Source organism: Aeromicrobium sp. Leaf272 (genome assembly GCF_001422865.1).
Lineage (GTDB): Bacteria > Actinomycetota > Actinomycetes > Propionibacteriales > Nocardioidaceae > Aeromicrobium.
This window is the reverse complement of the sequence record NZ_LMMY01000013.1, coordinates 735,221-758,195: the sequence shown is the minus strand read 5'-3', so window position 1 is coordinate 758,195 and position 22,975 is coordinate 735,221. Positions and strand designations below refer to the sequence as shown.

The following is a 22,975-nucleotide window of genomic DNA, read 5'->3' as shown; positions in this document are numbered from 1 at the left end:
CGCCAGCGTCCACCTCAACTACCGCGGCACACCCGACCTCACCTTCGACGCCACCCTCACCGCGAAGAAGACGGGCTGAGGGAGGTCACTCCCCGAGACGTCGCTTCTGCTCGGCGACGTCGTAGTCGGCCTCCGGCCAGGTCAGGTCGAGGCCGCGCAGCGCCTCCAGCAGGAGCCTGCCGACCGCCCAGTTGCGGTACCACTTGCGGCCGCTGGGCACGACGTGCCACGGTGCGTGCTCCGTGGACGTCCGCTGGAGCACCAGGTCGTACGCGGCCTGGTACTCGTCCCAGAGCTCACGCTCGTCGATGTCGCCCGGGTTGAACTTCCAGTGCTTGGTGGGATCGTCCAGGCGCGCAGCCAGGCGCTCCGCCTGGTCCTCCGGGCTGATGTGCAGCAGGCACTTCAGGAGCGTGCCCCCGGCGTCGACGTAGCGACGCTCGAAGTCGTTGATGGCGTCGTAGCGCCGTTCGATCTCGTCGGCGTCCGCGAGCGACCGGACCCGACCGATCAGGACGTCCTCGTAGTGCGACCGGTCGAACACGCCCAGCACGCCGCCGGCCGGGAGCTGCTGCTCGATCCGCCAGAGGAAGTCGTGCGCCAGCTCCTCCTCGGTGGGTCTCTTGAACGAGGCGATGCGCACGCCGAGCGGACTCACCAGCCCGACCACCTTCTCGATGACGCCTCCCTTGCCCGAGGTGTCCATCCCCTGGAGGACGAGCAGGACGGACCGCTCACCCCCGGTGGCGCCCTCGGCGTGGAGCCGCTCCTGCAGGTCGGCCAGCTCGGGGCCCAGTGCAGCGAGGGCCTCGAGGGCGTCGTCCTTCGCACCGTCGAAGCCGGGTGTCGACCTGGAGTCGACGTCGGCGAGGGAGGTGGTGCCCGACAGCGTGCTGCTCAGGGTCTGCGTCATGGCGTCACCGTACCTAGGCTGTGCGTCATGGCCCTGCCGACGATCGACCCCGCGCTCTACGCCTACCCCGACGTCGACCGGGCCTGGGTCCGCGTGAACTTCGTGTCGAGCGTGGACGGTTCGGCCCAGGGCCCGGACGGCGTCTCCGGCATGCTCGGGACCGACGCCGACCAGGCCGCCTTCGACCTCCTGCGCGACCTCTGCGACGTCGTCCTCGTGTCCGCCGGCACGGCGCGCGCCGAGGACTACGGCCCGATCGAGGACGGCGTGCTGGCCCTGGTGAGCCGCAGCCTCGACGTCCCCGATCGTCTGCGCGTGCCCGGGGTCCTGGTCGTGGCGCCGGCCGACGTCGACGGGCAGAAGGTCGACGCGCTCGAGGCGGCCGGCGTCGAGGTGCTCACGACCGGTGACACGGACATCGACTGGCCCGCGGTGCTGGACGAGCTCGGCCGGCGCGGACTTCGGCGCGTGCTGTGCGAGGGCGGGCCGTCCCTGCTCGGCACGTTGACCACCCTGGACCTCGTGGACGAGCTGTGCCTGACACTCTCGCCCGTGCTCGTGGTCGGCGAGGGCCGACGGATCTCCGTCGGGGACGAGACCACCGACGTCCCCCTCCGCCTCGCGCACGCGCTCGACGTCCAGGGGACCCTGCTCACCCGGTGGGTGCGCGACCGCTGACCGGATCGGCGAGGACCGGCCAGGCGTGGCCGAAGGGCACCTCGTCGTGCTCGCCCAGCGCTGCCAGCACCGACGGCAGCATCGCCTTCGCCGTGCGCTTGTAGCCCAGCGAGCTGGGGTGGAACCGGTCGAGGCTGAACATCTCGTCCGGGTTCGTGACGAAGAACGGACCGACGACGTCGGCCAGCGACACCACGTAGGCGCCGTGCCGCAGGGCCACCTCGCGCTGGGCCGACGCCAGCTGGCGTGACGCGCGGGCACCGAGCGCGCGCAGCGGCTGCGGCACCGGGGTCAGTGCGCCGAGGTCCGGGCACGTCCCCACCACGACGGCGCTGCCCTTCGCCCGCAGGTCCACGACGCACTTCTCGAGGTGCCCGACCGACTCCGCCACCGGCACCCGGTGCGTCACGTCGTTGCCGCCCACCACGACGATCGCGACGTCGGGGACGTAGTCGAGCGGAAGGGTGGCCAGCTGCGCGTCCAGCATGCTGCTCTCGGACCCGACCACAGCGGCCGTGCGCAGGCGCACCGCACGGTCCGTCCGCTTGGCGACCTGACGCGCCAGCCGCGCCCCCAGGGTGCCCCGCGGTCCGTCGGCACCCAGCCCGGCTGCGATCGAGTCGCCGAGGACCAGCAGGTCGATCGTGGCGCCGAGCCGCTTCTTGAAGACCCGGTCGGCCTGCGGCGCGTCCTCGCCCAGGGGCTTGCCGATGGCCGCGCGCGCCGTCGCCGCCTGGTGCTGCAGCACCGCCCGGGCACCGAGTGCAGCCGCCACCGCGGCCGTCGTCGTCACCAGCAGCCCGGTCGTCACCACACGTCGCACGTCCACAGGGTCGTTCCTCCCACACGTTCGTGAACGCGTGGACACTTGCACCTGAACGTAGGCTGGAGACATGTCCGACCAGGTGGAACAGACCAGCTACGACGTCGAGAAGTCCGACGAGGAGTGGCGCGCCGAGCTCAGCGCCGCCGAGTACCACGTGCTCCGCGAGGCGGGCACCGAGCGGCCCTTCAGCTCCTCCTTCGAGACCGACACGACGAAGGCGGCGTACGCCTGTCGGGCGTGCGGCTCCGAGCTCTTCCGCAGCGACACCAAGTTCGACGCGCACTGCGGCTGGCCGGCGTTCTACGCGCCCCTGGCCGAGGACCGCGTGCAGTACATCGAGGACCGCTCGATGGGCATGCGCCGCGTCGAGGTCCGCTGCGCGAGCTGCGGCTCGCACCTCGGCCACGTGTTCGAGGGCGAGGGCTTCCCCACCCCGACCGACCAGCGCTTCTGCATCAACGGCATCAGCCTGACCCAGGTCCCCGACTGATCTGCTCGCTCACCCTGGTTCTCACCCACTCACCCTGGCGTGCACGCGATGGTGAGTGGGTGAAGACCGTGGTGGGCTCGTGATTCCCATCAGCTGATGGGAGACACGATCACGGGTCAGGGCCAGAGGGCCGTGAGGTCGGCAGGGTCGTGGCGACGGCCGGTGTAGAAGGGGATCTCCTCGCGGACGTGGCGGCGGGCGGTGCTGGCGCGCAGGTCGCGCATGAGGTCGACGATGCGGTGCAGGTCGTCGGCCTCGAACGCCAGGAGCCACTCGTAGTCGCCCAGCGCGAACGAGGCCACCGTGTTGGCGCGCACGTCGGGGTACGGGCGGGCCTGCATGCCGTGCTCCTTCAGCATCGCGCGGCGCTCCTCGTCGGGGAGCAGGTACCACTCGTAGGACCGCACGAACGGGTACACGCACACCCAGTCGCGGACCGTCTCGTCGGCCATGAAGGCGGGCACGTGCGACTTGTTGAACTCGGCCGGGCGGTGCAGCGCGGTCTGGGACCACACCGGCGCCATGCGCGAGCCGAGGGCGGTCCGCCGGAAGGCGTTGTACGCGGCCTGGAGCGCCTCGGCGGTCTCGGCGTGCCACCAGACCATCAGGTCGGCGTCGGCACGCATGCCGCTCACGTCGTAGAAGCCACGGACCACCACGTCGTCACCGGCGAGACGCTCGACCAGCGCGTCGACCTCCGCCGCCTCGGCGGCACGGTCGGCGTCGCCGAGCACCCGCTCGAGCCTGAAGACCGACCACATCGTGTAGCGGATGGTCTCGTTGATCTCCTTGGCCAGCTTTCCCTGGTTCGGCAGACGATCGCTCATGGCACCATCCTCCCCCGCTCGTCTACCGGGCGAGGAGGCGGGCTGCGGCCTCTCGTGCCGACCCGATCACGGCGGGCACCCCGACGCCGCGGTAGGCCGCTCCGCAGACCTCGAGGCCGTCGACCCGGGCCACCGCGGCCTCGACGGTCGCCACCCGTGACAGGTGACCGACGTCGTACTGCGGGAGCCCGCCGCCCCAGCGCTGCACGTGGGCGGACTGCACGGACGGGAGCGACCCGTAGGCCGCAGCGAGGTCGGTCAGCGCCAGGTGGGCGACCTGCTCGTCGTCCTGGTGGAGCACCCCCGTGTCGCCCGCGCGGCCGATCGACGCCCGCACGACCGTGCGGTCCCCGGCGACCTCGGCCAGCCAGGCCCACTTGTGGGTCGAGATGGTGGAGCCCTTCACGACCGTGCCGTCGATCGGCGGCACGAGGAACCCGGACCCCTCGACGTCGATGGGGCCGTCGAGCACGAAGGTCGCGATGGCCATCGAGGCGTAGTCGATCGCCGCGAGGGAGAACGCCGCCGGCGGCGCGGCCTCCGCGAGCAGGCGCGCAGCGGCCGGCGCGGGTGCGGCCACGACGACGGCGTCGAAGGCCAGGGTCTCGATGGCCGACGTCGGCCCGACGTGGAGCTCCCAGCCGCCGTCGACGGAGGTGATCGCGCGGACGGTCGACCGCAGCCGGACGTCGAGGCCGCCGTGCTCGACGACGCGGTGCGGCAGGGTGCCGACCCCGCCGACGATCCCGGCGAACACCGGGGTCTCCAGCGTGCGGGTCTGCGCCCGGGTCCGAGCGGCGCCCGCGAGGGGGTCCTCGCCGAGGGCCAGCACCTGCGGCGCCGCCGCCCGCAGCGAGAGCCGGTCGGCGTGCCCGGCGTAGACCCCACCGAGGAGCGGCTCGACCATCCGGTCCACGACCTCCCGGCCGAGACGCGGCTCCAGGAAGGCGGTCACCGAGACGTCGTCCTCGGGCACGGGAAGGGCGTGCCCGACGGGCCGCTCGGCGACGATGCCCGAGGCCTCGAGGGCGTCGAGGTCCGCCGGGACGCCCATGACGGTCGGCGGCAGGGGCCGCAGGGCCCCCCGGGTCCAGATCGACGCCGACGTGGTCGCGGGGTGGGTGAGCTCGGCGCCCACCCGTGTCGCGAGGTCGACGGCCTCGGGACGTCGCGCGAGCAGCGACTCGGCCCCGACGTCGACCCGCAGGTCGCCCACCCGGTCGACGTGCAGCTTCCCGCCGATCCGGTCCGATCCCTCGAGCACGACGACGTCGCACCCGGCCTCGACCAGGTCGAGCGCCGCCGTCAGCCCGGCGATGCCGGCGCCCACCACCGCGACGCGCATCAGACCCGCTCGTACCCGTGCACGAAGTCCACCAGGCCCTTCACGGCGTCGGGGTCGGTCTGCGGCAGCACCCCGTGCCCCAGGTTGAAGACGTGGCCACGGGCGCTGCGCCCGCGCTCGATGGCCGCCGCGGCCTTCGTGTGCAGCACGTCGGCCGGCGCGAACAGCAGCGTCGGGTCCAGGTTCCCCTGCACCGACCGGCCCGGGCCGACCTTCTCGATGGCGCGGTCGAGCGGAACCCGCCAGTCCACGCCCACGACGTCGGCGCCGACGTCACCCATCTGGTCGAGCAGCTCGCCCGTGCCGACACCGAAGTGGATGCGCGGCACGCCGAGGTCGGCCACGGACTCCAGCACCCGGCGCGAGTGGGGCGCCACGTAGGTCTCGTAGTCCGACGGCGAGAGCGTCCCGGCCCACGAGTCGAACAGCTGCACGGCCGACGCGCCGGCCTCCACCTGGATCCGCAGGAAGTCCGCCGCGATGTGGGACAGCCGCTCCAGCAGGTCGTTCCACAGGCCGGTCTGGGAGTACATCAGCTGCTTGGTGATGCGGTGGTCGCGCGAGGGCCCGCCCTCGACGAGGTAGGACGCCAGCGTGAAGGGCGCCCCGGCGAAGCCGATGAGCGGCGTCGCGCCCAGCTCGCCGACGAGGGCGCGGGCCGCGGCCGCGATGCTCTCGACGTCGTCGGGCTCGAGCCGGCGCAGCTGCTCGAGCTGACCCCGGCGGCGGATCGGGTCGGCGATGACCGGCCCCGTCCCGGGGACGATGTCGAGGTCGACGCCGATGGCCTTCAACGGCACGACGATGTCGGAGAAGAAGATCGCGGCGTCGACGCCGTAGCGCCGCACCGGCTGCATCGTGATCTCCACGACCAGGTCGGTCGAGAAGCACGAGTCGAGCATGGCCACGCCCTCGCGGATCTTCAGGTACTCGGGCAGGTGCCGGCCCGCCTGACGCATGAACCACACGGGGACGCGGCTCGTGGGCTCGCCACGGCAGGCGCGCAGGAAGTCGCTGTCGGCGGTGATGTCGGAGGGGGAGGTGCTCACCGGCCGATTCTCGCAGGGACAGGGCCGAAGGGTGCAGCCGCGGTGCCGGGCCCTGCGTGTCGGGACCCCGACGCGGCCCGGAGTGCCTACGATCGGCCTGTGGGCGTCCGCAGCGAGATCGATCACACTCCTCCAGCGTTCCTGGCTGCCCTGGAGCAGCTGCACGCCGCACCCTTGCGCCCGGAGGTCGCGATCGACGAGATCCCGGCACCGCAGCGCATCGCCCCGCACGCCCACGCGCTCAGCGGCGACGTGGAGGTCGCCGGCGACGACGTCGCCACCGGGCGCTTCATCCTGCTCCACGACCCCGCGGGCAACGACGCCTGGAACGGCGAGTTCCGCTGCGTCACCTTCGCCCGCGCCGAGGTCGAGGCCGAGATGGCCGCCGACCCCGCCCTGGCCAGCGTCGGCTGGAGCTGGCTGGTCGACGCGCTCGCGACCCACGGCGGCACGCACACGGCGGCCAGCGGGAGCGTCACGGTCGTCACCACCGAGACGTTCGGCGAGATGGCCGACGACGCCGGGTCCGCCCAGGTCGAGGTGCGCGCCTCGTGGACGCCCACCTCCGAGGTCGGCGCCCACGTCGCGGCCTGGTCCGAGCTGCTGTGCACCCTCGCCGGGCTCCCCCCGCTGAGCCCCGGGGTGGTCCCGCTGCAGCGACGTCGAGGACGTCGTTGAGCTCGTCCGCGTCGGACACGCCCGGGAGCGAGGAGGTCGCTCCCCCGCTGCCGCGCCTGCAGCTGCGTGATCCGCTCCCTCCGGTCATCGACACCGTCGACGACTACGTCAACTACTGCGCCCGGGTCTCCCTCGGCTCCGGGCCCGTCGCCCTCGACGCCGAGCGTGCCTCCGGCTACCGCTACTCCCAGCGCGCCTACCTGGTCCAGGTGCGACGCGACGGCAGCGGCACCGGTCTCGTCGATCCGATCGCGTTCGACGACCTCACCGACCTCGACGAGGCGATCGGTGACGCGGAGTGGATCCTGCACGCCGCCACCCAGGACCTTCCGTGCCTGGCCGAGATCGGCCTGCGTCCCACCGCCCTGTTCGACACCGAGCTCGCCGGGCGGTTGCTGAACCTGCCCCGGGTCGGGCTGGCCTCGCTCGTGGAGCACTACCTCGGGCTCAGCCTGGCCAAGGAGCACTCCGCGGCCGACTGGTCCACCCGCCCGCTGCCCGAGCCGTGGCTCGAGTACGCGGCGCTCGACGTCGAGGTGCTGATCGAGCTGCGCAACCTGATCGAGGCCGACCTCGAGAGGACCGGCAAGCGGGAGTGGGCCGCCCAGGACTTCGAGGCCCTGCTGTCGTTCACCGGGGCACCTCAGCGCGAGGAGCGTTGGCGTCGCACCTCCGGCATCCACCGCGCCCGTGGTCGACGCACCCTGGGTCTCGTCCGAGCGATCTGGGAGGCGCGCGACCGCATCGCCGAGCAGCGCGACACCACCCCGGGCCGCATCCTGCCCGATGCCTCGATCCTCGAGATCGCCCGCGAGGCACCGCGCGACGCCTCCGCGCTCCGCCAGCTCTCGGTCATGCGCTCGCGCGGTCCGCGTCGCTTCGTCCAGGAGTGGCTCGACGCCGTCGAGGAGGGTCTGGCCCTGGCGGAGGACGAGCTGCCACACTCCACGCCGAACCGCGAGGGACCGCCTCCGCCGCGCGCCTGGGCCGACAAGCACCCCGAGGCCGCGGCACGCCTGGCCGCCGCCCGCGAGGCCGTCGCGCGCATCGCCGAGCAGAACGACCTGCCGACCGAGAACCTCATCTCCCCCGGGCTGGTCCGTGCCCTGGCCTGGGAGCCCCCGAGCACCCCCGACGTCGCCCACGTCGGCGATGCGCTGGCCGAGGCCGGCGCCCGCCCGTGGCAGGTCGAGCTCGTCGCGACCGACCTGGCCGCCGCCCTGCAGCCGTAGGCGATCTCACAGGCGCAGCCCTGTCAGGCAAGGCGAACCTGAGTAGCATGTCGTTGTGCTCGCCAACTTCCTGATCGGCCTGCGCGAGGGACTCGAGGCCAGCCTCGTCGTCAGCATCCTGCTGGCCTACCTCGTGCGGACCGACCGTCGCCACGACGCCCGGTACATCTGGCTCGGCGTCGGGGGCGCCATCGCGCTCGTGGTCGTGGTGTTCACGGTCGTCACGCTCGTGTTCGAGCAGCTGCCCTTCGTCTGGCAGGAGGCCGTCGGCGGAACGCTGTCGATCCTGGCCGCAGCGCTGGTCACGTGGATGATCTTCTGGATGCGGCGCACCGCACGGGGGCTCAAGCGCGAGCTCGAGGGAGAGCTCGCCACCGCCGTCGAGCTCGGACCCCTGGCGATCGCCACGGTGGCGTTCCTGACGGTGGGTCGCGAGGGCCTGGAGACGGCCGCCATCATCTGGGCCACCATCTCGGGCAGCTACACGGCGGAGCCGTTCGTCGGGGCGATCAGCGGCATCCTCGTCGCGGTGGGCCTCGGCTACCTCATCTACCGGGGAGCCGTGCGCATCAACCTGGCGACCTTCTTCACCGTCACCGGCGCGCTGCTGGTCGTGGTCGCCGCCGGGGTCCTGGCCTACGGGATCCACGACCTGCAGGAGGCCGGCATCCTGCCCGGTCTCGGCACGCTCGCGTTCGACGTGTCCAGCACCATCCCGCCCGACAGCTGGTACGGGACCCTGCTGAAGGGGACCGTCAACTTCCAGCCGAACCCCACCGTGCTGCAGGTCGTGGCCTGGGTCGCGTACCTGGTCCCGGTGCTGTGGATCTACCTGCGTCCGCGTCGCACGGCGGCGACGGTCGGCTCGGCGGCCTGATCCGGTGGCGGGCTACGCCCCGGCGGATACGGTGGTGCCCATGCCAGCCCGGTGTCCACGATGAGCGACTTCCATCGCCCGTCCCTGCCGGGGCAGAAGCTGTTCGAGGCGCTCGCGCACGACACCGATCCCGCCGAGGTGGCTGCTGCCGGTCACCGCATCGCGCACCTGCTGGTGCGCGGCCCGCTGGACCGCGACGACCGCGAGCTGGTCGATCGAGTGCTGCACCTCTCCGACGCCGAGGGACTCGGCGTGATCGCCGAGCTCTGGTCGCACGCCGCGCCCGACACGCTCTCGGGAGCCCTGTGGCGGTTGTACCTGCTGCGTGAGTGGGTGCACCGCCAGCCACGGCAGGCCGCCGCGGAGTTCGCCGCCGGCCGCGGCTTCGCCCCGGTCCACGAGGTGCTCGCCGGCGTCGTCGAGCCCCCAGGCGCCGACGAGGTGGTGGCGCTCGTCGACACCGTCGTGCGCGGCATCGTCGTGACCGACCTCGACGTCGTCCTCGACCGGGCGGCCGCGTTCGCCCACATCGTGGGAGTAGGTCGCGGACAGCTCGACGACGGCGATGCGCACAGCGCGGCCCGGCTCCTCGACATGGCCCAGCACCTGCGCCGCTCGGCGGCGCTGGAGCGGTCCGGCTCCCTGCACTGACGGGCACCGCAGCCCTGCGTGGGATGTGTCACGAGGTCAGGTCGGCTCGTCGCTTGTGTGGGCCGGCGAGCGAGTTAGGCTGGTCCACGCGCCGGGTCGGTGCAAGCCCCGGGTCCCAAATGAAGCCGCTACGAGCGGCCACGCGCCGTGAGGCGCTTCCCGGCCCGGCGCATCACTCCTCGGCCCGTCCCCGACGCCTCAGGCGGGCGCGAAGGTCGTGTACGACTGACGTGCGGCCCCGATCTCGGACAGGGCCGCGAGGTCGTCCCCGGACGGCAGCCAGCCGACCGCGTCGGCGTTGGCGCGCACCTGCTCGGGGCGGGTCGCACCGGCGATCACGCTCGTCACGGCGTCCTGGGCCGCCAGTCCGCCCATGGCCACCTGCAGGAGGGTGAGGTCCCGCTCGTCGGCGAAGGTCTGCAGTGCCTCGATCCGCTCCCAGTCGGCCCCGGCGAGCCGCTCCGTCTGCGCTGCGAGACGGGACCCGGACGGAGCGTCCTCGCCGCGCCGGTACTTGCCGGTGAGCAGTCCGTAGGCCAGCGGGAAGTACGGCAGCAGCCCGACGTCGAGCTGCTCGCACGCCGGGACCAGCTCCACCTCCGCCGTGCGGTTGTACAGCGAGTACTCGTTCTGCGCGGTCGCGAAGCGGGCCAGGTCCGCCGACCGGCTGCGCCAGTCGGCGTCGACCAGCTGCCAGGCCTGGAAGTTCGAGCAGCCGATCGCGCGCACGGTGCCCGCCTGCACCAGGGCGTCGAGCGCCTCGAGGGTCTCCTCGACCGGCGTCAGCGGGTCGGGGGTGTGCAGCTGGTAGAGGTCGACGTGGTCGATGCCGAGCCGACGCAGGCTGGCCTCCACGGCCGTGCGCACGTACGCGGCGCTCCCCCGCCGCCCGCCGTCGTCGCCGTTGCGGCCCTGCATGTCCATGCCGAACTTCGTGGCCACCACGACGTCGTCGCGTCGCGAGCCCAGCGCGGCGCCCAGCAGCTCCTCGCTCGCTCCCAGCCCGTAGGTGTCGGCGGTGTCGAAGAACGTCACGCCGCGGTCGATCGCGGCGTCGACGACCTCCTGCACCTGGTCGGCGTCGATCCGACTGCCGAAGGCGTTGCACCCGATGCCGACGACGGGCACCTGGATGCCGGAATGACCGAGGGGACGCTGCGCGAGATCCATGCCACCGAGACTAGGACCCCGACCAGGCGGGTGACCCCCGTGGCCGCGTCCACCGGCTCCACGCGCACGTCGCCTAGACTGCAGCGCATGCCTGGACCCCGTCGCACGCTGGCCGCCGCCGTGTGCGCCGCCGTGGTCGGGCTGTTCCTCGTGGCCGGGGTCGGGGTCGCGCAGGCGTCGCCGCAGCACCGGGCCACCATGGTGCACGCGTCGTCGGCCACGCACCACGCCGCCCACGTGCGGTCCACCGGCGACCACACCGACCACCGGGACCTCGACCTGTGGTCCCTCCCGCCGGTCGAGGCGGACCAGGTTCCCGAGCTCGAGCGCGGCGCGGCCCCGGTCCACGCCGTCGTGCCCGTGCCCGGGCAGGCGGTGCGCCCGCTCGTACGAGGTCCTCCGGCTGCCTGAGGTCCCCGTCCAGCAGCCCGCCACCACCTCGAAAGTCCTTCCATGAGCAACCGTGCACCTCTGTGGCGCGCGATCACGGCCTTCGCCGTCCTCGCCGCCTCCCTCGCCTTCGCGTACTTCAAGCCGGCCAACCTCGGACTGGACCTGGAGGGCGGCACCCAGATCGTCCTCGAGACCCAGAGCACCGACCGGATCGAGGCCGACGCGGAGTCCACCGCCCGAGCGCTGGAGGTCATCCGCGGCCGCGTCGACGCCCTCGGCGTGGCCGAGCCGACGCTGGCGCAGTCGGGCGACCGGCGCATCATCGTCGAGCTGCCGGGCGTCCAGGACCCCCGTGAGGCGGCCGAGGTCATCGGCCAGACCGCCCAGCTGTCGTTCCACGAGGTGCTGAGCCCGGCCACCGAGGGCCAGGAGCCCGAGGAGGGCCAGGTCGTCGCCGCCGACGAGCAGGGCCAGCCGCTCCTGCTCGGACCCACGGTCATCGACGGCGAGGGCGTCTCCGACGCGCAGGCCGCCCAGCCGCAGCAGAGCATCGGCCAGTGGGTCGTCAACGTCGACTTCGCCGGCGAGGGACGTTCGGGCTGGCGCGACCTCGTCGCCGCGGCCTGCGCCAACACCGCGGGCGGGAACCGGGTCGCGATCCTGCTCGACGAGGACATCATCTCCTCCCCCGCCGTCCAGCCCGACCTGTGCACGTCGGGCGGCGGCAACAGCACCAGCATCACGGGCAGCTTCACGCAGGCCGAGGCCGACGACCTCGCCGTGCTCATCAAGGGCGGCGCGCTCCCCGTGCCGGTCGAGGTCATCGAGCAGCGCACCGTCGGCGCCACCCTCGGTGCCGCCGCCATCGACGCCTCCATCGAGGCCGGCATCATCGGCATCATCCTGACCGGCCTGTTCATCGTGCTCGTCTACCGCGCCATCGGGTTCATGGCCACGCTCGGCCTGGCCACGTACGCCGCCATCTCCTACGGCCTGCTCGTCTGGATCGGGGCGACCCTGACCCTGCCCGGACTGGCCGGCTTCGTCCTGGCCATCGGACTGGCGATCGACGCCAACGTGCTCGTGTTCGAGAGAGCGCGTGAGGAGTACGAGAAGAACGGCAACCTCCACCTGTCGCTGACGACCGGCTTCAACAAGGCGTGGTCGGCCATCCTCGACTCGAACGTCACCACGATCCTCGCGGCGGGCCTGCTGTTCGTCCTGGCATCCGGCCCGGTCAAGGGCTTCGGCGTGACGCTGACCATCGGCACGATCGCGTCGATGTTCTCGGCGCTGGTCGTCGCGAGGGTGCTCACCGAGTGGGCCGTGAAGCGGTCCGTGCTGCGCAAGCGTCCGGGCGTCACCGGCATCGCCAACACCGGACCCGTGCGCAAGTGGCTCAACGAGCGCGGTCCCGACCTGATGAAGCGCAGCGGCACGTGGATCGCGATCACGCTGGTCGTCGCCGGTGTGTCGGTCAGCGGCATCCTGCTGCGCGGTCTCAACCTCGGTGTCGAGTTCACCGGCGGCCGGATCCTGGAGTTCTCCACCGCCCAGACGGCCGACGTCGAGGACGTCCGCACGGCCGTCTCCGACGCGGGCTTCCCGCGTGCCGTCGTGCAGGAGTCCTCCGGCGACGGACAGAGCGAGAACGTCACCGTCCGGCTCGACGACATCTCCAACGAGGAGGCCGTCCAGGTCGAGGAGGCGGTCGAGACCGTGGCCGGCGAGGCCACCAAGGAGAGGGACGAGCTGATCGGCCCGAGCCTGGGCAAGGAGCTGCGCGACAAGGCGCTCATCGCCTTCGGCATCGCGATCGCCGCCCAGATGCTCTACCTCGCGTGGCGGTTCCGCTGGACCTACGCGGTCTCGGCCCAGCTGTCCATGTCGTCGGTGGTGCTGACGGTCGTCGGCATCTTCGCCTGGTGGGGCAAGCCGATCGACGGCGTGTTCCTGGCTGCGGTCCTCTCGATCATCGGCCTCGCAGTCAACGACACCATCGTGGTGTTCGACCGCATCCGTGAGCACACCGGCGACAACCGCGGCCGCAAGCTACGGGAGGTCGTGAACGAGGCGATCCTGCAGACGATCCCCCGCACCGTGAACACCGGCCTCGGCGCGATGTTCATCCTGGCTGCGCTCGCGGTCCTCGGCGGCGACTCGCTCACCGACTTCGCGATCGCCCTGCTCCTCGGCCTGTCGATCGGCATCCTGTCGACGATCTTCACCGCGTCCGCCCTGGCGGTCGTGCTGGAGGAGCGCTGGCCGCACGACCCGGAGCGGAAGCCCAAGGTCGTCGACAAGTACGCCCAGATCGACGACGGACGCAGCGCCGACGGCGCCGTCGTCTGAGCCGACCCCGGTGAGGAGCTGCCGCCCGCCCACGTGGTGACGGCGGCAGCGCCTCGGGGTCGCCCGCATCGGCCGGGTGGCAGGATGAGCAGCATGCGCATCGCGAATCACGTGGTCGACCTCGTGGGCGGCACCCCGCTCGTGAAGTTGTCCAGCGTCGTCCCGGCAGGATCTGCCCTGGTGGCGGCGAAGATCGAGTACCTCAACCCCGGCGGCAGCTCCAAGGACCGCATCGCCGTCAAGATGGTGGACGAGGCCGAGGCCTCCGGTGCCCTCAAGCCCGGCGGGGTCATCGTCGAGCCGACGTCGGGCAACACCGGGGTCGGGCTCGCGCTGGTGGCCCAGCAGCGCGGGTACACCTGCATCTTCGTCTGCCCCGACAAGGTCAGCGAGGACAAGCGCAACACCCTGCGCGCCTACGGGGCCGAGGTCGTCGTGTGCCCCACGGCCGTGCCGCCCGAGCACCCCGACAGCTACTACAACGTCTCCGACCGCCTGGTGCGCGAGACCCCGAACGCCTGGAAGCCCGACCAGTACTCGAACCCGGCCGGGCCCGCCTCACACTACGAGACGACCGGTCCGGAGATCTGGGCCGACACCGACGGCACGGTCACCCACTTCGTCGCAGGCGTCGGGACCGGCGGCACGATCACCGGCGCCGGGCGGTACCTCAAGGAGGTCTCCGGCGGCCGAGTCAAGGTCGTCGGCGCCGACCCCGAGGGATCGGTGTACTCCGGCGGCACGGGCCGCCCGTACCTCGTGGAGGGCGTGGGCGAGGACTTCTGGCCGAGCGCCTACGACCCCGAAATCGCCGACGAGATCATCGCCGTCTCCGACGCCGACGCCTTCGACATGACGCGGCGCCTCGCCCGCGAGGAGGGCCTGCTCGTCGGCGGCTCCTGCGGCATGGCCGTCGTCGCCGCCCTCCAGGTCGCCGAGCGCGAGGGTCCCGACGCCGTCGTCGTCGTGCTGCTGCCCGACGGGGGCCGCGGGTACCTGTCCAAGATCTTCAACGACGACTGGATGTCGTCGTACGGGTTCCTGCGCGAGCCGCTCGACGGCCGGACCGACCGCCCCAGCGTCGGCGACGTGCTGCGCCGCAAGAGCGGCGACCTGCCGGCACTCGTGCACACGCACCCGTCCGAGACCATCCGCGACGCCATCGAGATCCTGCGCGAGTACGGGGTCTCCCAGATGCCCGTCGTCGGCGCGGAGCCGCCCGTCGTCATCGGTGAGGTCGCGGGCAGCGTCAGCGAGCGCACGCTCATCAGCGCCGTCTTCGAGGGCCGCGCCGCCCTCACCGACCCGGTCTCCAAGCACATGGAGGCGCCGCTCCCCCTGCTGGGCGCCAACGAGGACCTCGACGCGGCCCTCGAGGCGCTCGGCGAGAGCGACGCCGTCATGGTCATCGAGGACGGCAAGCCGCTGGGCGTCCTCACCCGTCACGACCTCCTGGGGGTTCACGTATGAGCGACGAGAAGAGCCAGCACGAGCTCGACCCGCGCGGCTTCGCGACCCGTGCGATCCACGCCGGCCACGAGCCCGACCCGGCCACGGGTGCGGTCAACGTCCCGATCTACGCCTCCAGCACCTTCGCCCAGGACGGCGTCGGCGGCATGCGCGGCGGCTACGAGTACGCCCGCACCGGCAACCCCACGCGCGCGGCCCTCGAGGCCAACCTCGCGTCGCTGGAGGACGGCCGGCACGGCCGGGCGTTCTCGTCCGGCATGGCTGCCACCGACGCCGCCCTGCGGACCCTGCTTCGTCCCGGCGACCACCTCGTGATCCCCGACGACGCCTACGGCGGGACCTTCCGGCTCATCGACAAGGTGTTCACGCAGTGGGGCATCTCCTACACCCCGGTGGCCGTCAACGACGTCGACGCGGTGCGCGCCGCGATCACGTCCGCCACCAAGGTCGTGTGGGTCGAGACGCCCACCAACCCGCTGCTCAACATCGCCGACATCGAGCGCGTGGCCGAGGTCGCCCACGACGCAGGCGCACGCTTCGTGGTCGACAACACGTTCGCCTCGCCCTACCTGCAGCAGCCGTTGAGGCTCGGTGCCGACGTGGTGCTGCACTCGACCACCAAGTACCTGGGCGGCCACTCCGACGTCGTGGGTGGCGCGCTCGTGACCGACGACGCCGAGCTCGACGCCGGGTTCGGCTTCCTGCAGAACGGTGCAGGCGGGGTCCCCGGGCCGTTCGACGCCTACCTGACGTTGCGCGGCGCCAAGACGCTCGCGGTCCGCATGGAGCAGCACTGCACCAACGCCGAGGCGGTCGTCGACCTGCTCGTCGGCCATCCCGCCGTGGCCTCGGTCCTGTACCCGGGTCTGCCGGACCACCCGGGCCACGAGGCAGCCGCGCGCCAGATGCGCCGGTTCGGCGGCATGGTGTCGCTGCGCCTGGCCGGAGGACGTCAGGCCGCGCTCGACCTGTGCGCCCGCACGAGCATCTTCACCCTGGCGGAGAGCCTCGGCGGCATCGAGTCGCTCATCGAGCACCCCGGCGCGATGACCCACGCCTCCACGGCCGGTTCCGTGCTCGAGGTCCCCGACGACCTGGTGCGTCTCAGCGTGGGCATCGAGGACACCGCAGACCTGCTGGCCGACCTCGAGCAGGCACTCGCCTGATCGAGCCGTGACGTCGGGTCAGCCGACGTCGCGGCCCCGCTCGGCGTCGGAGGGCGTGACCATGTCGACCTCGAGCTCCTCGCGCTCGAGGTCGGCGAAGAGGTCCTGCTCGTCGACCGCCGCCGGCGGTGCGGGCACGGCCGGCTCCGGCTCGGGCGCCGCCGCGACAGGCCCGACCTGCGGCGCCGTGTCGGCGGCGAGCTCGGGGGCGTTCAGCTTCCGCACGTGCGTGTCCTCGATGGTGGCGATGCTGCCGAGCTGGGCGGCCTCGTCGACGGCGTCGAGCTTGCGGGCGGTGGAGATGACCTGGCGATCGAGCGAGCCGACGAGCTTGTTGTAGTCGTCGACGGAGCGCTCGATCGTGCGGCCGAGCTTGGACACGTGGCCCGAGAGCGTGCCGAGGCGCTTGTAGAGCTCGCGGCCGAGCGCGACGAGCTCGAGCGCGTTCTCGGCCATCTGCTCCTGCTTCCAGGTGAGCGCGACGGTCTTGAGCACGGCCCAGAGGTTGACCGGGGTCGCCAGCGCGATGCCCTGGCTGTAGGCGTGCTCCATGAGACCGGGATCGGCGTCGAGCGCGTCGTTGAGGATCGCCTCGTTGGGGATGAACGCGATCGTGAACTCGGGGCTCTCCTCCAGCCCGGTCCAGTACTGCTTGGAGGCGAGGGTGTCGACGTGCGACTTGACGGCCCGGGCGTGCTGCAGGCGGACCTGCTTGCGCCGGTCGTCGTCGAGCTCGTCGCGGTAGGCCTCGATGAACGCGCGGTACGGCACCTTGGCGTCGATCGCCAGGCGCTTGCCCCCGGGCAGGTTGATGACCATGTCGGGGCGGCGTGCACCGCTGTCGGCCGTGATCGACTCCTGCACCGAGTAGTCGATGCGGTTGAGCAGCCCGGCCGACTCCACGAGCGTGCGCAGCTGGGTCTCGCCGTAGGTGCCGCGGACGGCGTTGTTGCTCAGGGCGGCGGACAGCGCCTCGGCCGCCTGCTTGGACTGCGCCGCCGTCTCGCGGGTGACCCGGAGCTGCTCGGCCAGCTGGCCGTGCTGCTCGGCGCGCTGCTGCTCCAGCTCGTCGACCTTGGCCTGCATGCCCTTGAGCTGGGCGGCCACGGGAGCCAGCTGCTGCAGCACCTTGCTCTCGGCGGCACCGGAGGCCTCACGCTTCTGCTCCTCGCGCCGGTGACGCTCCACCGCGTCGCGGTACTGCTGCTGCGCGACGCCGACCTGCTCACGCAGCTCCTTGGCCTCCGCCGCGACCGCGGCCAGACGCGCCTCCACCGCGGCACGTGCCGAGGCGAGCGAGCTCTCGAGCTGCGCCTGCTCGACGGCGGCCGCGTGCCGGACCTCGGCCAGCTGCACCTGGGCGTCGTGCCGGAGCTCGCTGATCTCGGCGGTGTGCCGCGCCTCGACCACGACGGGGTCCTCGTGACCGCAGACCACGTCCTGCCGACGCGCACGATCCACCAGGGCACCGACCACCGCACCGAGCGCGATGCCCACCAGCAGACCGAGCAGAAGTGCCGTCGAGGAAGCCATGGCCCGAGTCTCCCAACCAGGACCGACAGAAGCGTGGAGGCGTGCCGTGGCCCGGCGCGTGGACCCGCCCGACGCGACCCGAACGTCCTCGCGGGGCTCGGACGGGTGGGTCGGCCCCTCTACCCTGGACGCCATGCCCGACTCCCCCGACACCCGCGAGCGCTCGTTCCTGAGCGGACTGTCGTGGTTCCAGGTCCTGGCCGGCGCTCTCGCCGCGATGACGTCGGCCTGGGTCGCCTCGGCGCTGGGCGTGGGCGGCACGATCATCGGCGCGGCGCTCGGCAGCCTCGTCGTGACGATCACGTCGACCTTCTACGCCAGCACGCTCGACCGTGGCCGCACCCTCATCGTCCAGACCGACAGCGGCACGTTCGTCGAGACCGACGTCGAGCCCGGTCACACCGCCGAGGCGCTCGCCGCCGTGAGCGAGGCCACCCACGAGCAGGTCAAGGGCGCCGAGGTGGTCGAGGACCCTCGTCGGTCCATCCGCTGGAGGACGGTCGCGCTCACCACGGCGATCATCCTGGCGGTGTCCGGCCTCGCGATGGGCGCCTACGAGATCGTCACCGACAAGGCCTACGGCTCCGATCCCGACAACGCCCGGATCGGCAACCCGTTCGGCGGTGGGAGCAAGGCCGAGCCCACCGAGGACGCCGAGCCGCGGGAGTCCTCGTCGCCCGACCCGGCCGCCACGCCGACGCCGACCCGCCGCCCCACGGCCACCGCGACGCCCACCCCGACGGCCACCCCCACGCCCACGCCCGCACCGACCGCCACGGCCACCACCGAGCCACCCGTCGACCAGGAATGAACGGACCCGACCCGACGTTGACCAGCGCGATCACGACCCCGTGACCTCTGGGAGGAGGACCCCATGACCATCTACCTGACCCCGAACCTGTCCGACGAGAAGATCGCCGCGATGGACGCCTTCGAGGCCTTCCGCCTGGGTGAGGAGCTGTTCGACTCGCGCTACCCCCGCGACGCCGTGCGGGTCCTGCGGCGTGTGGTCGACGAGGTGCCCGACAACGCGTCGGCCTGGGAGCTGCTCGCGCGCTCGCACTTCGCCGCGGCGCAGCTGGCACCCGCGGAGGCCGCCTTTCGTCGGCTCATCGCGCTCGAGCCGACGAGCGGCTGGGCGCACACGGCCCTCGGTCTGACGCTGGACCGGCAGAGCCGCCACCGCGAGGGGGCGGCGATGCACCGCCTCGCCGCGGCCCTGGGCGAGTCGGCGCGCGACGCCACCCGCGTCGAGCTGGTCGACCGGCCGGCCACCTGAGTCGTGGCCGCCCCGAACCCTCCGTCCGGCGGGCACCCGTGAGTCCGTGGGTGCCCGTCGCGGTCGGTGCCGCGGCGGCGCTGCTGCCGTGGGGCTGGGGGCCCGGCCGACACGTCGTCACCCTCGTGCACGAGGCCGGGCACGCCCTCGTCGCGGTGCTGACCGGACGCCGGCTCAACGGCGTGCGTCTGCACCGTGACACCTCAGGGCTCACCACGTCGGTCGGACGTCCGCGCGGGCCGGGCATGGTCGCGACGGCGGCGGCCGGGTACCTGTCCCCCACCGCCCTGGGCCTCGGGATGCTCGCCACGGCCGCGCTCGGCAGCACCGCCTGGGCGCTGTGGATCGCCCTGGCCGTCGTGACCGGCATGCTGGTCTTCATCCGCAACTGGTTCGGCCTGCTCGTCGTGGGCCTCGCCGCCCTGGTCGTGGGCTACCTCGTCTGGCGCACCGACGAGGGGGTCCAGCAGCTCGCCGTCGTGGCCCTCGCCTCCTTCCTGCTCGTGGGCGGGCCGCGCACGACGGTCGAGCTGTGGTCGAGCCGCCGTCGCTCCCGCTCCGCCACGTCGGACGCCGACGTGCTGGCCCGCCTCACGCACCTTCCCGCGGCGCTCTGGAACGCCGTGTTCGTGGTCGTCACCACGGCGGCCCTCCTGCCCGCATGGCACCTGCTGCGCGGCCTCGACGGGCTGGGCTGAGACCACGCCGTCGTCGGGGTGCTTGGATGAGGCGGTGACCGACGGACCCATGACGACCCCATCCTTCTTCGAGGTCGAGGCCCGACTCGACGGGCGGGCCGGACGCACCGGCACCATCACGACCGCCCACGGCGCCATCCGGACACCGGCCTTCGTCCCCGTGGGCACCAAGGCCACGGTCAAGGCGGTCCTGCCGGAGGCGATGGCCGAGCTGGGCGCGCAGGCGCTGCTCGCGAACGCCTACCACCTCTACCTCCAGCCCGGCGACGACGTCGTGGAGGCCGCCGGCGGACTCGGCCGCTTCATGGGCTGGGACGGCCCCACCTTCACCGACTCCGGCGGGTTCCAGGTGATGAGCCTCGGCTCCGGCTATCGCAAGACCCTGTCGATGGACGCGTCCACGGACGCCGCCGACGTGATCGCCACGGACAAGGACCGCCTGGCGCACGTCGACGAGGAGGGCGTCACGTTCCGCAGTCACCTCGACGGATCCACGCACCGCTTCACGCCCGAGGTGTCGATGGGCATCCAGCACCGCCTGGGCGCCGACATCATCTTCGCCTTCGACGAGCTCACGACCCTGCTCGACTCCCGGACCTACCAGGAGGAGGCCCTCGCCCGCACGCAGGCCTGGGCGGCCCGGTGCCTGGCCGAGCACGGCCGACTCGCGGCCGAACGCGCGTCTCGGTCCGGCCCCTCCGGCGGCCCCGGGCCCGGCACCCCCGCCCCGGCCCTGTTCGGCGTCGTCCAGGGCGCCCAGCACGAGGACCTGCGCCGCCGTGCGGCCCGCGACCTCGCCGCCCTGGAGGTCGACGGCACCCGCTTCGACGGCTTCGGCATCGGCGGCGCCATCGAGAAGGAGAACCTCGCGACCATCGTCGGATGGGTCACCGACGAGCTGCCCGAGGACCGGCCCCGACACCTGCTGGGCATCGGCGAGCCGGACGACCTGTTCGCGGCGGTCGAGGCAGGGGCGGACACCTTCGACTGCGTGGGCCCGTCCAGGGTGGCGCGGTCGTCGCGCGTGTACACCGCCGACGGACGCGAGAACCTGCTGGTCGCCGCGTCACGGCGTCGCTTCGAGCCCATCGAGGACGGCTGCGACTGCTACACCTGCGCGCACTACACCCGCGCCTACCTGCATCACCTGTTCAAGGCCAAGGAGTACGTGGCGGCCACGCTCACCACGATCCACAACGAGCGCTACGTCGTGCGGCTGGTCGACCGGATGCGCGGCGCCATCGAGGACGGCACGTTCGACGACCTGCGCGACGAGACGCTCGGCCGCATCGCGGCGTCGCGCTGAACCGACCGGCCGTCAGTACGTCGGCTCGGCCGCCTTCAGCCGCGCGATGACCGTCACGGTGACCGGCATGACGAGCAGCTCGACCGCGCACTTGAACAGCACGCCCACGACGAAGTAGTTCAGGAAGCCGCCGAACCCGGTGATGCCGATGGCCGACGCGGCGATGGCGCAGAACAGGAACGTGTCGACCAGCTCGCCGACGCCGGTCGACGACGCCAGCCGCACGACGAGCGCGCGTTCTGCGGTGCGGGCCTTCATGCGGGTGAGCACCCAGGCGTTCGTGAGCTGCCCGCAGACGTAGCCGACCACGCTGGCCAGGACGATCTGGCCGATCGGGCCCAGCACCGCCTCGTACGCGTCCTGGTTGGCGTAGAACGATGCGCCCGGGATCCGCTGGACGACCGCGAACGTCAGGACGGCCAGGACCGCGCACGCGAAGCCCACCAGCACGGCCCGGCGGGCTGCCCGGAAGCCGTACACCTCGGCCACGACGTCGCCCAGGACGTAGGCCAGGGGGAACAGCACGGCTCCACCGTCCACGAGCAGGGGCCAGACCTGGACCGGGCCGAGGCTGAACGAGCCCGTGCCGATCTCGATGGGCTTGGCGGCCACGATGTTCGAGACCACGATGATCGTGCAGAACAGCGCGAGCACCACGGCGTAGTACGACGAGCCCGACGACGCGAAACGGACTGTGCCGGGGCCCGCGGACGGAGCGGACGACGGTGAGGCCATGCGCGCCATCCTGGCACGGGGTGGGATGATCGGGGGCATGACCCTGCCCGAGCGCACCGACGTCCTCGTGGTCGGCGCGGGGCCGGCCGGAGCCGCTGCCGCCGCCTGGTCCGCACGGGCCGGCGCCGACGTCGTGCTGGCCGACGCCGCCACCTTCCCGCGCGACAAGACGTGCGGTGACGGACTCACCCCCCGGGCGATCGCCGAGCTCGACCGGCTGGGCCTGGGCACGTGGACGCGCTCCTTCGGCACCAACCGCGGCCTGCGGGCCGCCGGCTTCGGCCAGGAGCTGCTGCTGCCCTGGCCCGGTGGCTCGCTGCCCGACCACGGCTCGGCGGTCCCCCGGACCCAGCTCGACGCGCGGATCCGCGACGTCGCGCTGGCCGACGGCGCCCGCCCCCTCGACCACGCGCGCGCGGTCGACGCCGAGCGCGACAGCTCGGGTCGGGTCACGGGCGTCGTGTTCGCCGTGGGACCGGACAAGCAGCGCCACGTGGTCCGGTGCGACCGGCTCGTCGTGGCCGACGGCGTCCGCTCCCCCCTGGGCAAGGTGCTGGGCCGTGAGTGGCACCGCGACACCGCCTACGGTGTCGCCGGCCGGTCGTACGTGAAGTCCGGCCGCGCCGACGATCCCTGGATCTCCTCGCACCTCGAGCTGCGTGACGAGGACTCCTCACTCCTGCCCGGGTACGGGTGGATCTTCCCGCTCGGCACCGCCGGCGAGGGCGGCGAGGTGAACCTCGGCGTCGGCGCCCTGGCCACGGCCAAGCGACCCGCGGCGCTGCAGATCCGACCGCTCATGCAGTACTACGCCGAGCTGCGACGTGACGAGTGGGAGCTCGGCCCCGAGCTGCGGATGCCGACGTCGGCGCTGCTGCCCATGGGCGGCGCGGTCTCCGGCGTGGCCGGACCCAACTGGATCCTGGTCGGCGACGCCGCCGGGTGCGTCAACCCGCTCAACGGCGAGGGCATCGACTACGGCCTCGAGACCGGCCGGGTGGGGGCGGAGCTGATGACCTCGGGGGCCGACCTCTCGACGGCCTGGCCCGAGCTCCTCGTCGGCCACTACGGCGAGGCGTTCTCCATCGCACGGCGCCTCGCGGGGCTCATCACGGTCCCGCGCCTGCTGCCCACGCTCGGCCCGCTGGGCATGCGGTCCCACACGCTCATGACGATCGCTCTGCGGGTCATGGGCAACCTCGTCACCGACGAGGACCGTGACCTCACTGCGCGGGTGTGGCGCTGGGCGGGACGGCGGTCGGTCGCCCTGGACGACCGACCACCGTTCACCGCCTGACCACCGGTCG

Annotated in this window: 23 protein-coding genes; 15 read left to right on the top strand and 8 right to left on the bottom strand. The window is 72.6% G+C overall.

The window, feature by feature from the left end:
- Positions 1–85: 85 nt before the first annotated feature.
- Positions 86–913 carry a PPK2 family polyphosphate kinase gene (locus ASF38_RS12870; RefSeq protein ID WP_056555733.1) on the bottom strand — a complete coding sequence of 276 codons (828 nt, stop codon included), beginning with the start codon at positions 911–913 and terminating at the stop codon, positions 86–88.
- A 27-nt stretch (positions 914–940) separates the two neighbouring features.
- Between ASF38_RS12870 and ASF38_RS12865 the strand changes: the two genes are divergently transcribed.
- The gene (locus tag ASF38_RS12865; protein ID WP_056555731.1) at positions 941–1,591 is read left to right on the top strand and encodes a dihydrofolate reductase family protein; all 651 of its coding nucleotides are present in this window, start codon (positions 941–943) and stop codon (positions 1,589–1,591) included.
- Here the strand turns inward: ASF38_RS12865 and ASF38_RS12860 are convergent.
- Positions 1,566–2,420, bottom strand: coding sequence for an SGNH/GDSL hydrolase family protein (locus ASF38_RS12860; RefSeq protein ID WP_235497685.1), 855 nt, complete (start codon positions 2,418–2,420; stop codon positions 1,566–1,568). The genes ASF38_RS12865 and ASF38_RS12860 overlap by 26 nt on opposite strands.
- A gap of 64 nt (positions 2,421–2,484) precedes the next feature.
- Here ASF38_RS12860 and msrB point away from each other — a divergent pair, with 64 nt between their 5' ends.
- Complete coding sequence (msrB, locus tag ASF38_RS12855; RefSeq protein WP_056576463.1) at positions 2,485–2,907, top strand: peptide-methionine (R)-S-oxide reductase MsrB; 423 nt, start codon at positions 2,485–2,487, stop codon at positions 2,905–2,907.
- Positions 2,908–3,023: 116 nt separating this feature from the next.
- Here msrB and hemQ read toward each other — a convergent pair whose 3' ends face one another.
- From hemQ to hemE, 3 genes are read right to left on the bottom strand one after another with little or no spacing between them, the layout of a single operon-like run.
- Positions 3,024–3,734, bottom strand: coding sequence for a hydrogen peroxide-dependent heme synthase (gene hemQ / locus ASF38_RS12850; protein ID WP_055965944.1), 711 nt, complete (start codon positions 3,732–3,734; stop codon positions 3,024–3,026).
- A gap of 22 nt (positions 3,735–3,756) precedes the next feature.
- Entirely contained in the window at positions 3,757–5,079 is a 1,323-nt protein-coding gene (gene hemG, locus ASF38_RS12845) for a protoporphyrinogen oxidase (protein WP_056576461.1), read from the bottom strand.
- Positions 5,079–6,128: a uroporphyrinogen decarboxylase gene (gene hemE, locus ASF38_RS12840; RefSeq protein WP_055965939.1), complete on the bottom strand. Its 1,050-nt coding sequence runs from the start codon at positions 6,126–6,128 to the stop codon at positions 5,079–5,081. The genes hemG and hemE overlap by 1 nt, the downstream gene beginning before the upstream one ends.
- 99 nt (positions 6,129–6,227) lie before the next feature.
- Here hemE and ASF38_RS12835 point away from each other — a divergent pair, with 99 nt between their 5' ends.
- From ASF38_RS12835 to ASF38_RS12820, 4 genes are read left to right on the top strand one after another with little or no spacing between them, the layout of a single operon-like run.
- Positions 6,228–6,806, top strand: coding sequence for a DUF3000 domain-containing protein (locus ASF38_RS12835; protein WP_055965937.1), 579 nt, complete (start codon positions 6,228–6,230; stop codon positions 6,804–6,806).
- The gene (locus tag ASF38_RS12830) at positions 6,803–8,038 is read left to right on the top strand and encodes an HRDC domain-containing protein (protein WP_055965935.1); all 1,236 of its coding nucleotides are present in this window, start codon (positions 6,803–6,805) and stop codon (positions 8,036–8,038) included. The genes ASF38_RS12835 and ASF38_RS12830 overlap by 4 nt, the downstream gene beginning before the upstream one ends.
- Positions 8,039–8,093: 55 nt before the next feature.
- On the top strand, positions 8,094–8,915 hold the full coding sequence (efeU, locus tag ASF38_RS12825; RefSeq protein ID WP_055965932.1) for an iron uptake transporter permease EfeU: 822 nt from the start codon (positions 8,094–8,096) through the stop codon (positions 8,913–8,915).
- Between the two features lie 60 nt (positions 8,916–8,975).
- The gene (locus tag ASF38_RS12820; protein ID WP_055965930.1) at positions 8,976–9,566 is read left to right on the top strand and encodes a hypothetical protein; all 591 of its coding nucleotides are present in this window, start codon (positions 8,976–8,978) and stop codon (positions 9,564–9,566) included.
- Positions 9,567–9,764: 198 nt separating this feature from the next.
- Here the strand turns inward: ASF38_RS12820 and ASF38_RS12815 are convergent, their stop codons facing one another.
- Positions 9,765–10,736, bottom strand: a complete 972-nt coding sequence (locus ASF38_RS12815; RefSeq protein ID WP_056576457.1) for an aldo/keto reductase — start codon at positions 10,734–10,736, stop codon at positions 9,765–9,767.
- A gap of 87 nt (positions 10,737–10,823) precedes the next feature.
- Between ASF38_RS12815 and ASF38_RS12810 the strand changes: the two genes are divergently transcribed.
- From ASF38_RS12810 to ASF38_RS12795, 4 genes are all read left to right on the top strand, one after another.
- The gene (locus tag ASF38_RS12810; protein ID WP_056576454.1) at positions 10,824–11,147 is read left to right on the top strand and encodes a hypothetical protein; all 324 of its coding nucleotides are present in this window, start codon (positions 10,824–10,826) and stop codon (positions 11,145–11,147) included.
- 42 nt (positions 11,148–11,189) lie between these two features.
- Positions 11,190–13,481, top strand: coding sequence for a protein translocase subunit SecD (secD, locus tag ASF38_RS12805; protein WP_055965925.1), 2,292 nt, complete (start codon positions 11,190–11,192; stop codon positions 13,479–13,481).
- 93 nt (positions 13,482–13,574) lie between these two features.
- Positions 13,575–14,951: a cystathionine beta-synthase gene (locus ASF38_RS12800; RefSeq protein WP_055965922.1), complete on the top strand. Its 1,377-nt coding sequence runs from the start codon at positions 13,575–13,577 to the stop codon at positions 14,949–14,951.
- Complete coding sequence (locus tag ASF38_RS12795; protein WP_055965920.1) at positions 14,948–16,117, top strand: cystathionine gamma-synthase; 1,170 nt, start codon at positions 14,948–14,950, stop codon at positions 16,115–16,117. The genes ASF38_RS12800 and ASF38_RS12795 overlap by 4 nt, the downstream gene beginning before the upstream one ends.
- 18 nt (positions 16,118–16,135) lie before the next feature.
- Here the strand turns inward: ASF38_RS12795 and rmuC are convergent, their stop codons facing one another.
- The gene (rmuC, locus tag ASF38_RS12790) at positions 16,136–17,650 is read right to left on the bottom strand and encodes a DNA recombination protein RmuC (RefSeq protein WP_056576452.1); all 1,515 of its coding nucleotides are present in this window, start codon (positions 17,648–17,650) and stop codon (positions 16,136–16,138) included.
- A 133-nt stretch (positions 17,651–17,783) separates the two neighbouring features.
- On the opposite strand from rmuC, the gene ASF38_RS17625 reads away from it, so the two are divergent.
- The 4 genes from ASF38_RS17625 (at position 17,784) to tgt (ending at position 20,933) form a co-directional block, all read left to right on the top strand.
- The gene (locus tag ASF38_RS17625; protein WP_055965917.1) at positions 17,784–18,461 is read left to right on the top strand and encodes a hypothetical protein; all 678 of its coding nucleotides are present in this window, start codon (positions 17,784–17,786) and stop codon (positions 18,459–18,461) included.
- A 63-nt stretch (positions 18,462–18,524) separates the two neighbouring features.
- Positions 18,525–18,929, top strand: a complete 405-nt coding sequence (locus ASF38_RS12780; protein ID WP_056576449.1) for a tetratricopeptide repeat protein — start codon at positions 18,525–18,527, stop codon at positions 18,927–18,929.
- Positions 18,930–18,967: 38 nt separating this feature from the next.
- The gene (locus ASF38_RS12775) at positions 18,968–19,627 is read left to right on the top strand and encodes a M50 family metallopeptidase (protein WP_235497683.1); all 660 of its coding nucleotides are present in this window, start codon (positions 18,968–18,970) and stop codon (positions 19,625–19,627) included.
- 49 nt (positions 19,628–19,676) lie between these two features.
- Positions 19,677–20,933: a tRNA guanosine(34) transglycosylase Tgt gene (gene tgt, locus ASF38_RS12770; RefSeq protein ID WP_056576560.1), complete on the top strand. Its 1,257-nt coding sequence runs from the start codon at positions 19,677–19,679 to the stop codon at positions 20,931–20,933.
- Positions 20,934–20,945: 12 nt separating this feature from the next.
- Here the strand turns inward: tgt and ASF38_RS12765 are convergent, their stop codons facing one another.
- Positions 20,946–21,668, bottom strand: a complete 723-nt coding sequence (locus ASF38_RS12765) for a queuosine precursor transporter (RefSeq protein WP_056576447.1) — start codon at positions 21,666–21,668, stop codon at positions 20,946–20,948.
- On the opposite strand from ASF38_RS12765, the gene ASF38_RS12760 reads away from it, so the two are divergent.
- On the top strand, positions 21,667–22,965 hold the full coding sequence (locus ASF38_RS12760) for a geranylgeranyl reductase family protein (RefSeq protein WP_304438622.1): 1,299 nt from the start codon (positions 21,667–21,669) through the stop codon (positions 22,963–22,965). The genes ASF38_RS12765 and ASF38_RS12760 overlap by 2 nt on opposite strands.
- Positions 22,966–22,975: the final 10 nt, after the last annotated feature.

Excerpts from the sequence above, each read along its gene's own strand:
- ASF38_RS17625 (WP_055965917.1), top strand. The coding sequence starts at position 17,784 with ATGCCCGACTCCCCCGACACCCGCGAGCGCTCGTTCCTGAGCGGACTG.
- ASF38_RS12815 (WP_056576457.1), bottom strand. The coding sequence starts at position 10,736 with ATGGATCTCGCGCAGCGTCCCCTCGGTCATTCCGGCATCCAGGTGCCC.
- ASF38_RS12765 (WP_056576447.1), bottom strand. The coding sequence starts at position 21,668 with ATGGCCTCACCGTCGTCCGCTCCGTCCGCGGGCCCCGGCACAGTCCGT.
- hemG (WP_056576461.1), bottom strand. The coding sequence starts at position 5,079 with ATGCGCGTCGCGGTGGTGGGCGCCGGCATCGCCGGGCTGACGGCGGCG.
- secD (WP_055965925.1), top strand. The coding sequence starts at position 11,190 with ATGAGCAACCGTGCACCTCTGTGGCGCGCGATCACGGCCTTCGCCGTC.
- ASF38_RS12760 (WP_304438622.1), top strand. The coding sequence starts at position 21,667 with ATGCGCGCCATCCTGGCACGGGGTGGGATGATCGGGGGCATGACCCTG.
- ASF38_RS12780 (WP_056576449.1), top strand. The coding sequence starts at position 18,525 with ATGACCATCTACCTGACCCCGAACCTGTCCGACGAGAAGATCGCCGCG.
- tgt (WP_056576560.1), top strand. The coding sequence starts at position 19,677 with ATGACGACCCCATCCTTCTTCGAGGTCGAGGCCCGACTCGACGGGCGG.
- ASF38_RS12820 (WP_055965930.1), top strand. The coding sequence starts at position 8,976 with ATGAGCGACTTCCATCGCCCGTCCCTGCCGGGGCAGAAGCTGTTCGAG.
- ASF38_RS12870 (WP_056555733.1), bottom strand. The coding sequence starts at position 913 with ATGACGCAGACCCTGAGCAGCACGCTGTCGGGCACCACCTCCCTCGCC.
- ASF38_RS12865 (WP_056555731.1), top strand. The coding sequence starts at position 941 with ATGGCCCTGCCGACGATCGACCCCGCGCTCTACGCCTACCCCGACGTC.
- hemQ (WP_055965944.1), bottom strand. The coding sequence starts at position 3,734 with ATGAGCGATCGTCTGCCGAACCAGGGAAAGCTGGCCAAGGAGATCAAC.
- ASF38_RS12810 (WP_056576454.1), top strand. The coding sequence starts at position 10,824 with ATGCCTGGACCCCGTCGCACGCTGGCCGCCGCCGTGTGCGCCGCCGTG.
- ASF38_RS12795 (WP_055965920.1), top strand. The coding sequence starts at position 14,948 with ATGAGCGACGAGAAGAGCCAGCACGAGCTCGACCCGCGCGGCTTCGCG.
- msrB (WP_056576463.1), top strand. The coding sequence starts at position 2,485 with ATGTCCGACCAGGTGGAACAGACCAGCTACGACGTCGAGAAGTCCGAC.
- ASF38_RS12800 (WP_055965922.1), top strand. The coding sequence starts at position 13,575 with ATGCGCATCGCGAATCACGTGGTCGACCTCGTGGGCGGCACCCCGCTC.
- rmuC (WP_056576452.1), bottom strand. The coding sequence starts at position 17,650 with ATGGCTTCCTCGACGGCACTTCTGCTCGGTCTGCTGGTGGGCATCGCG.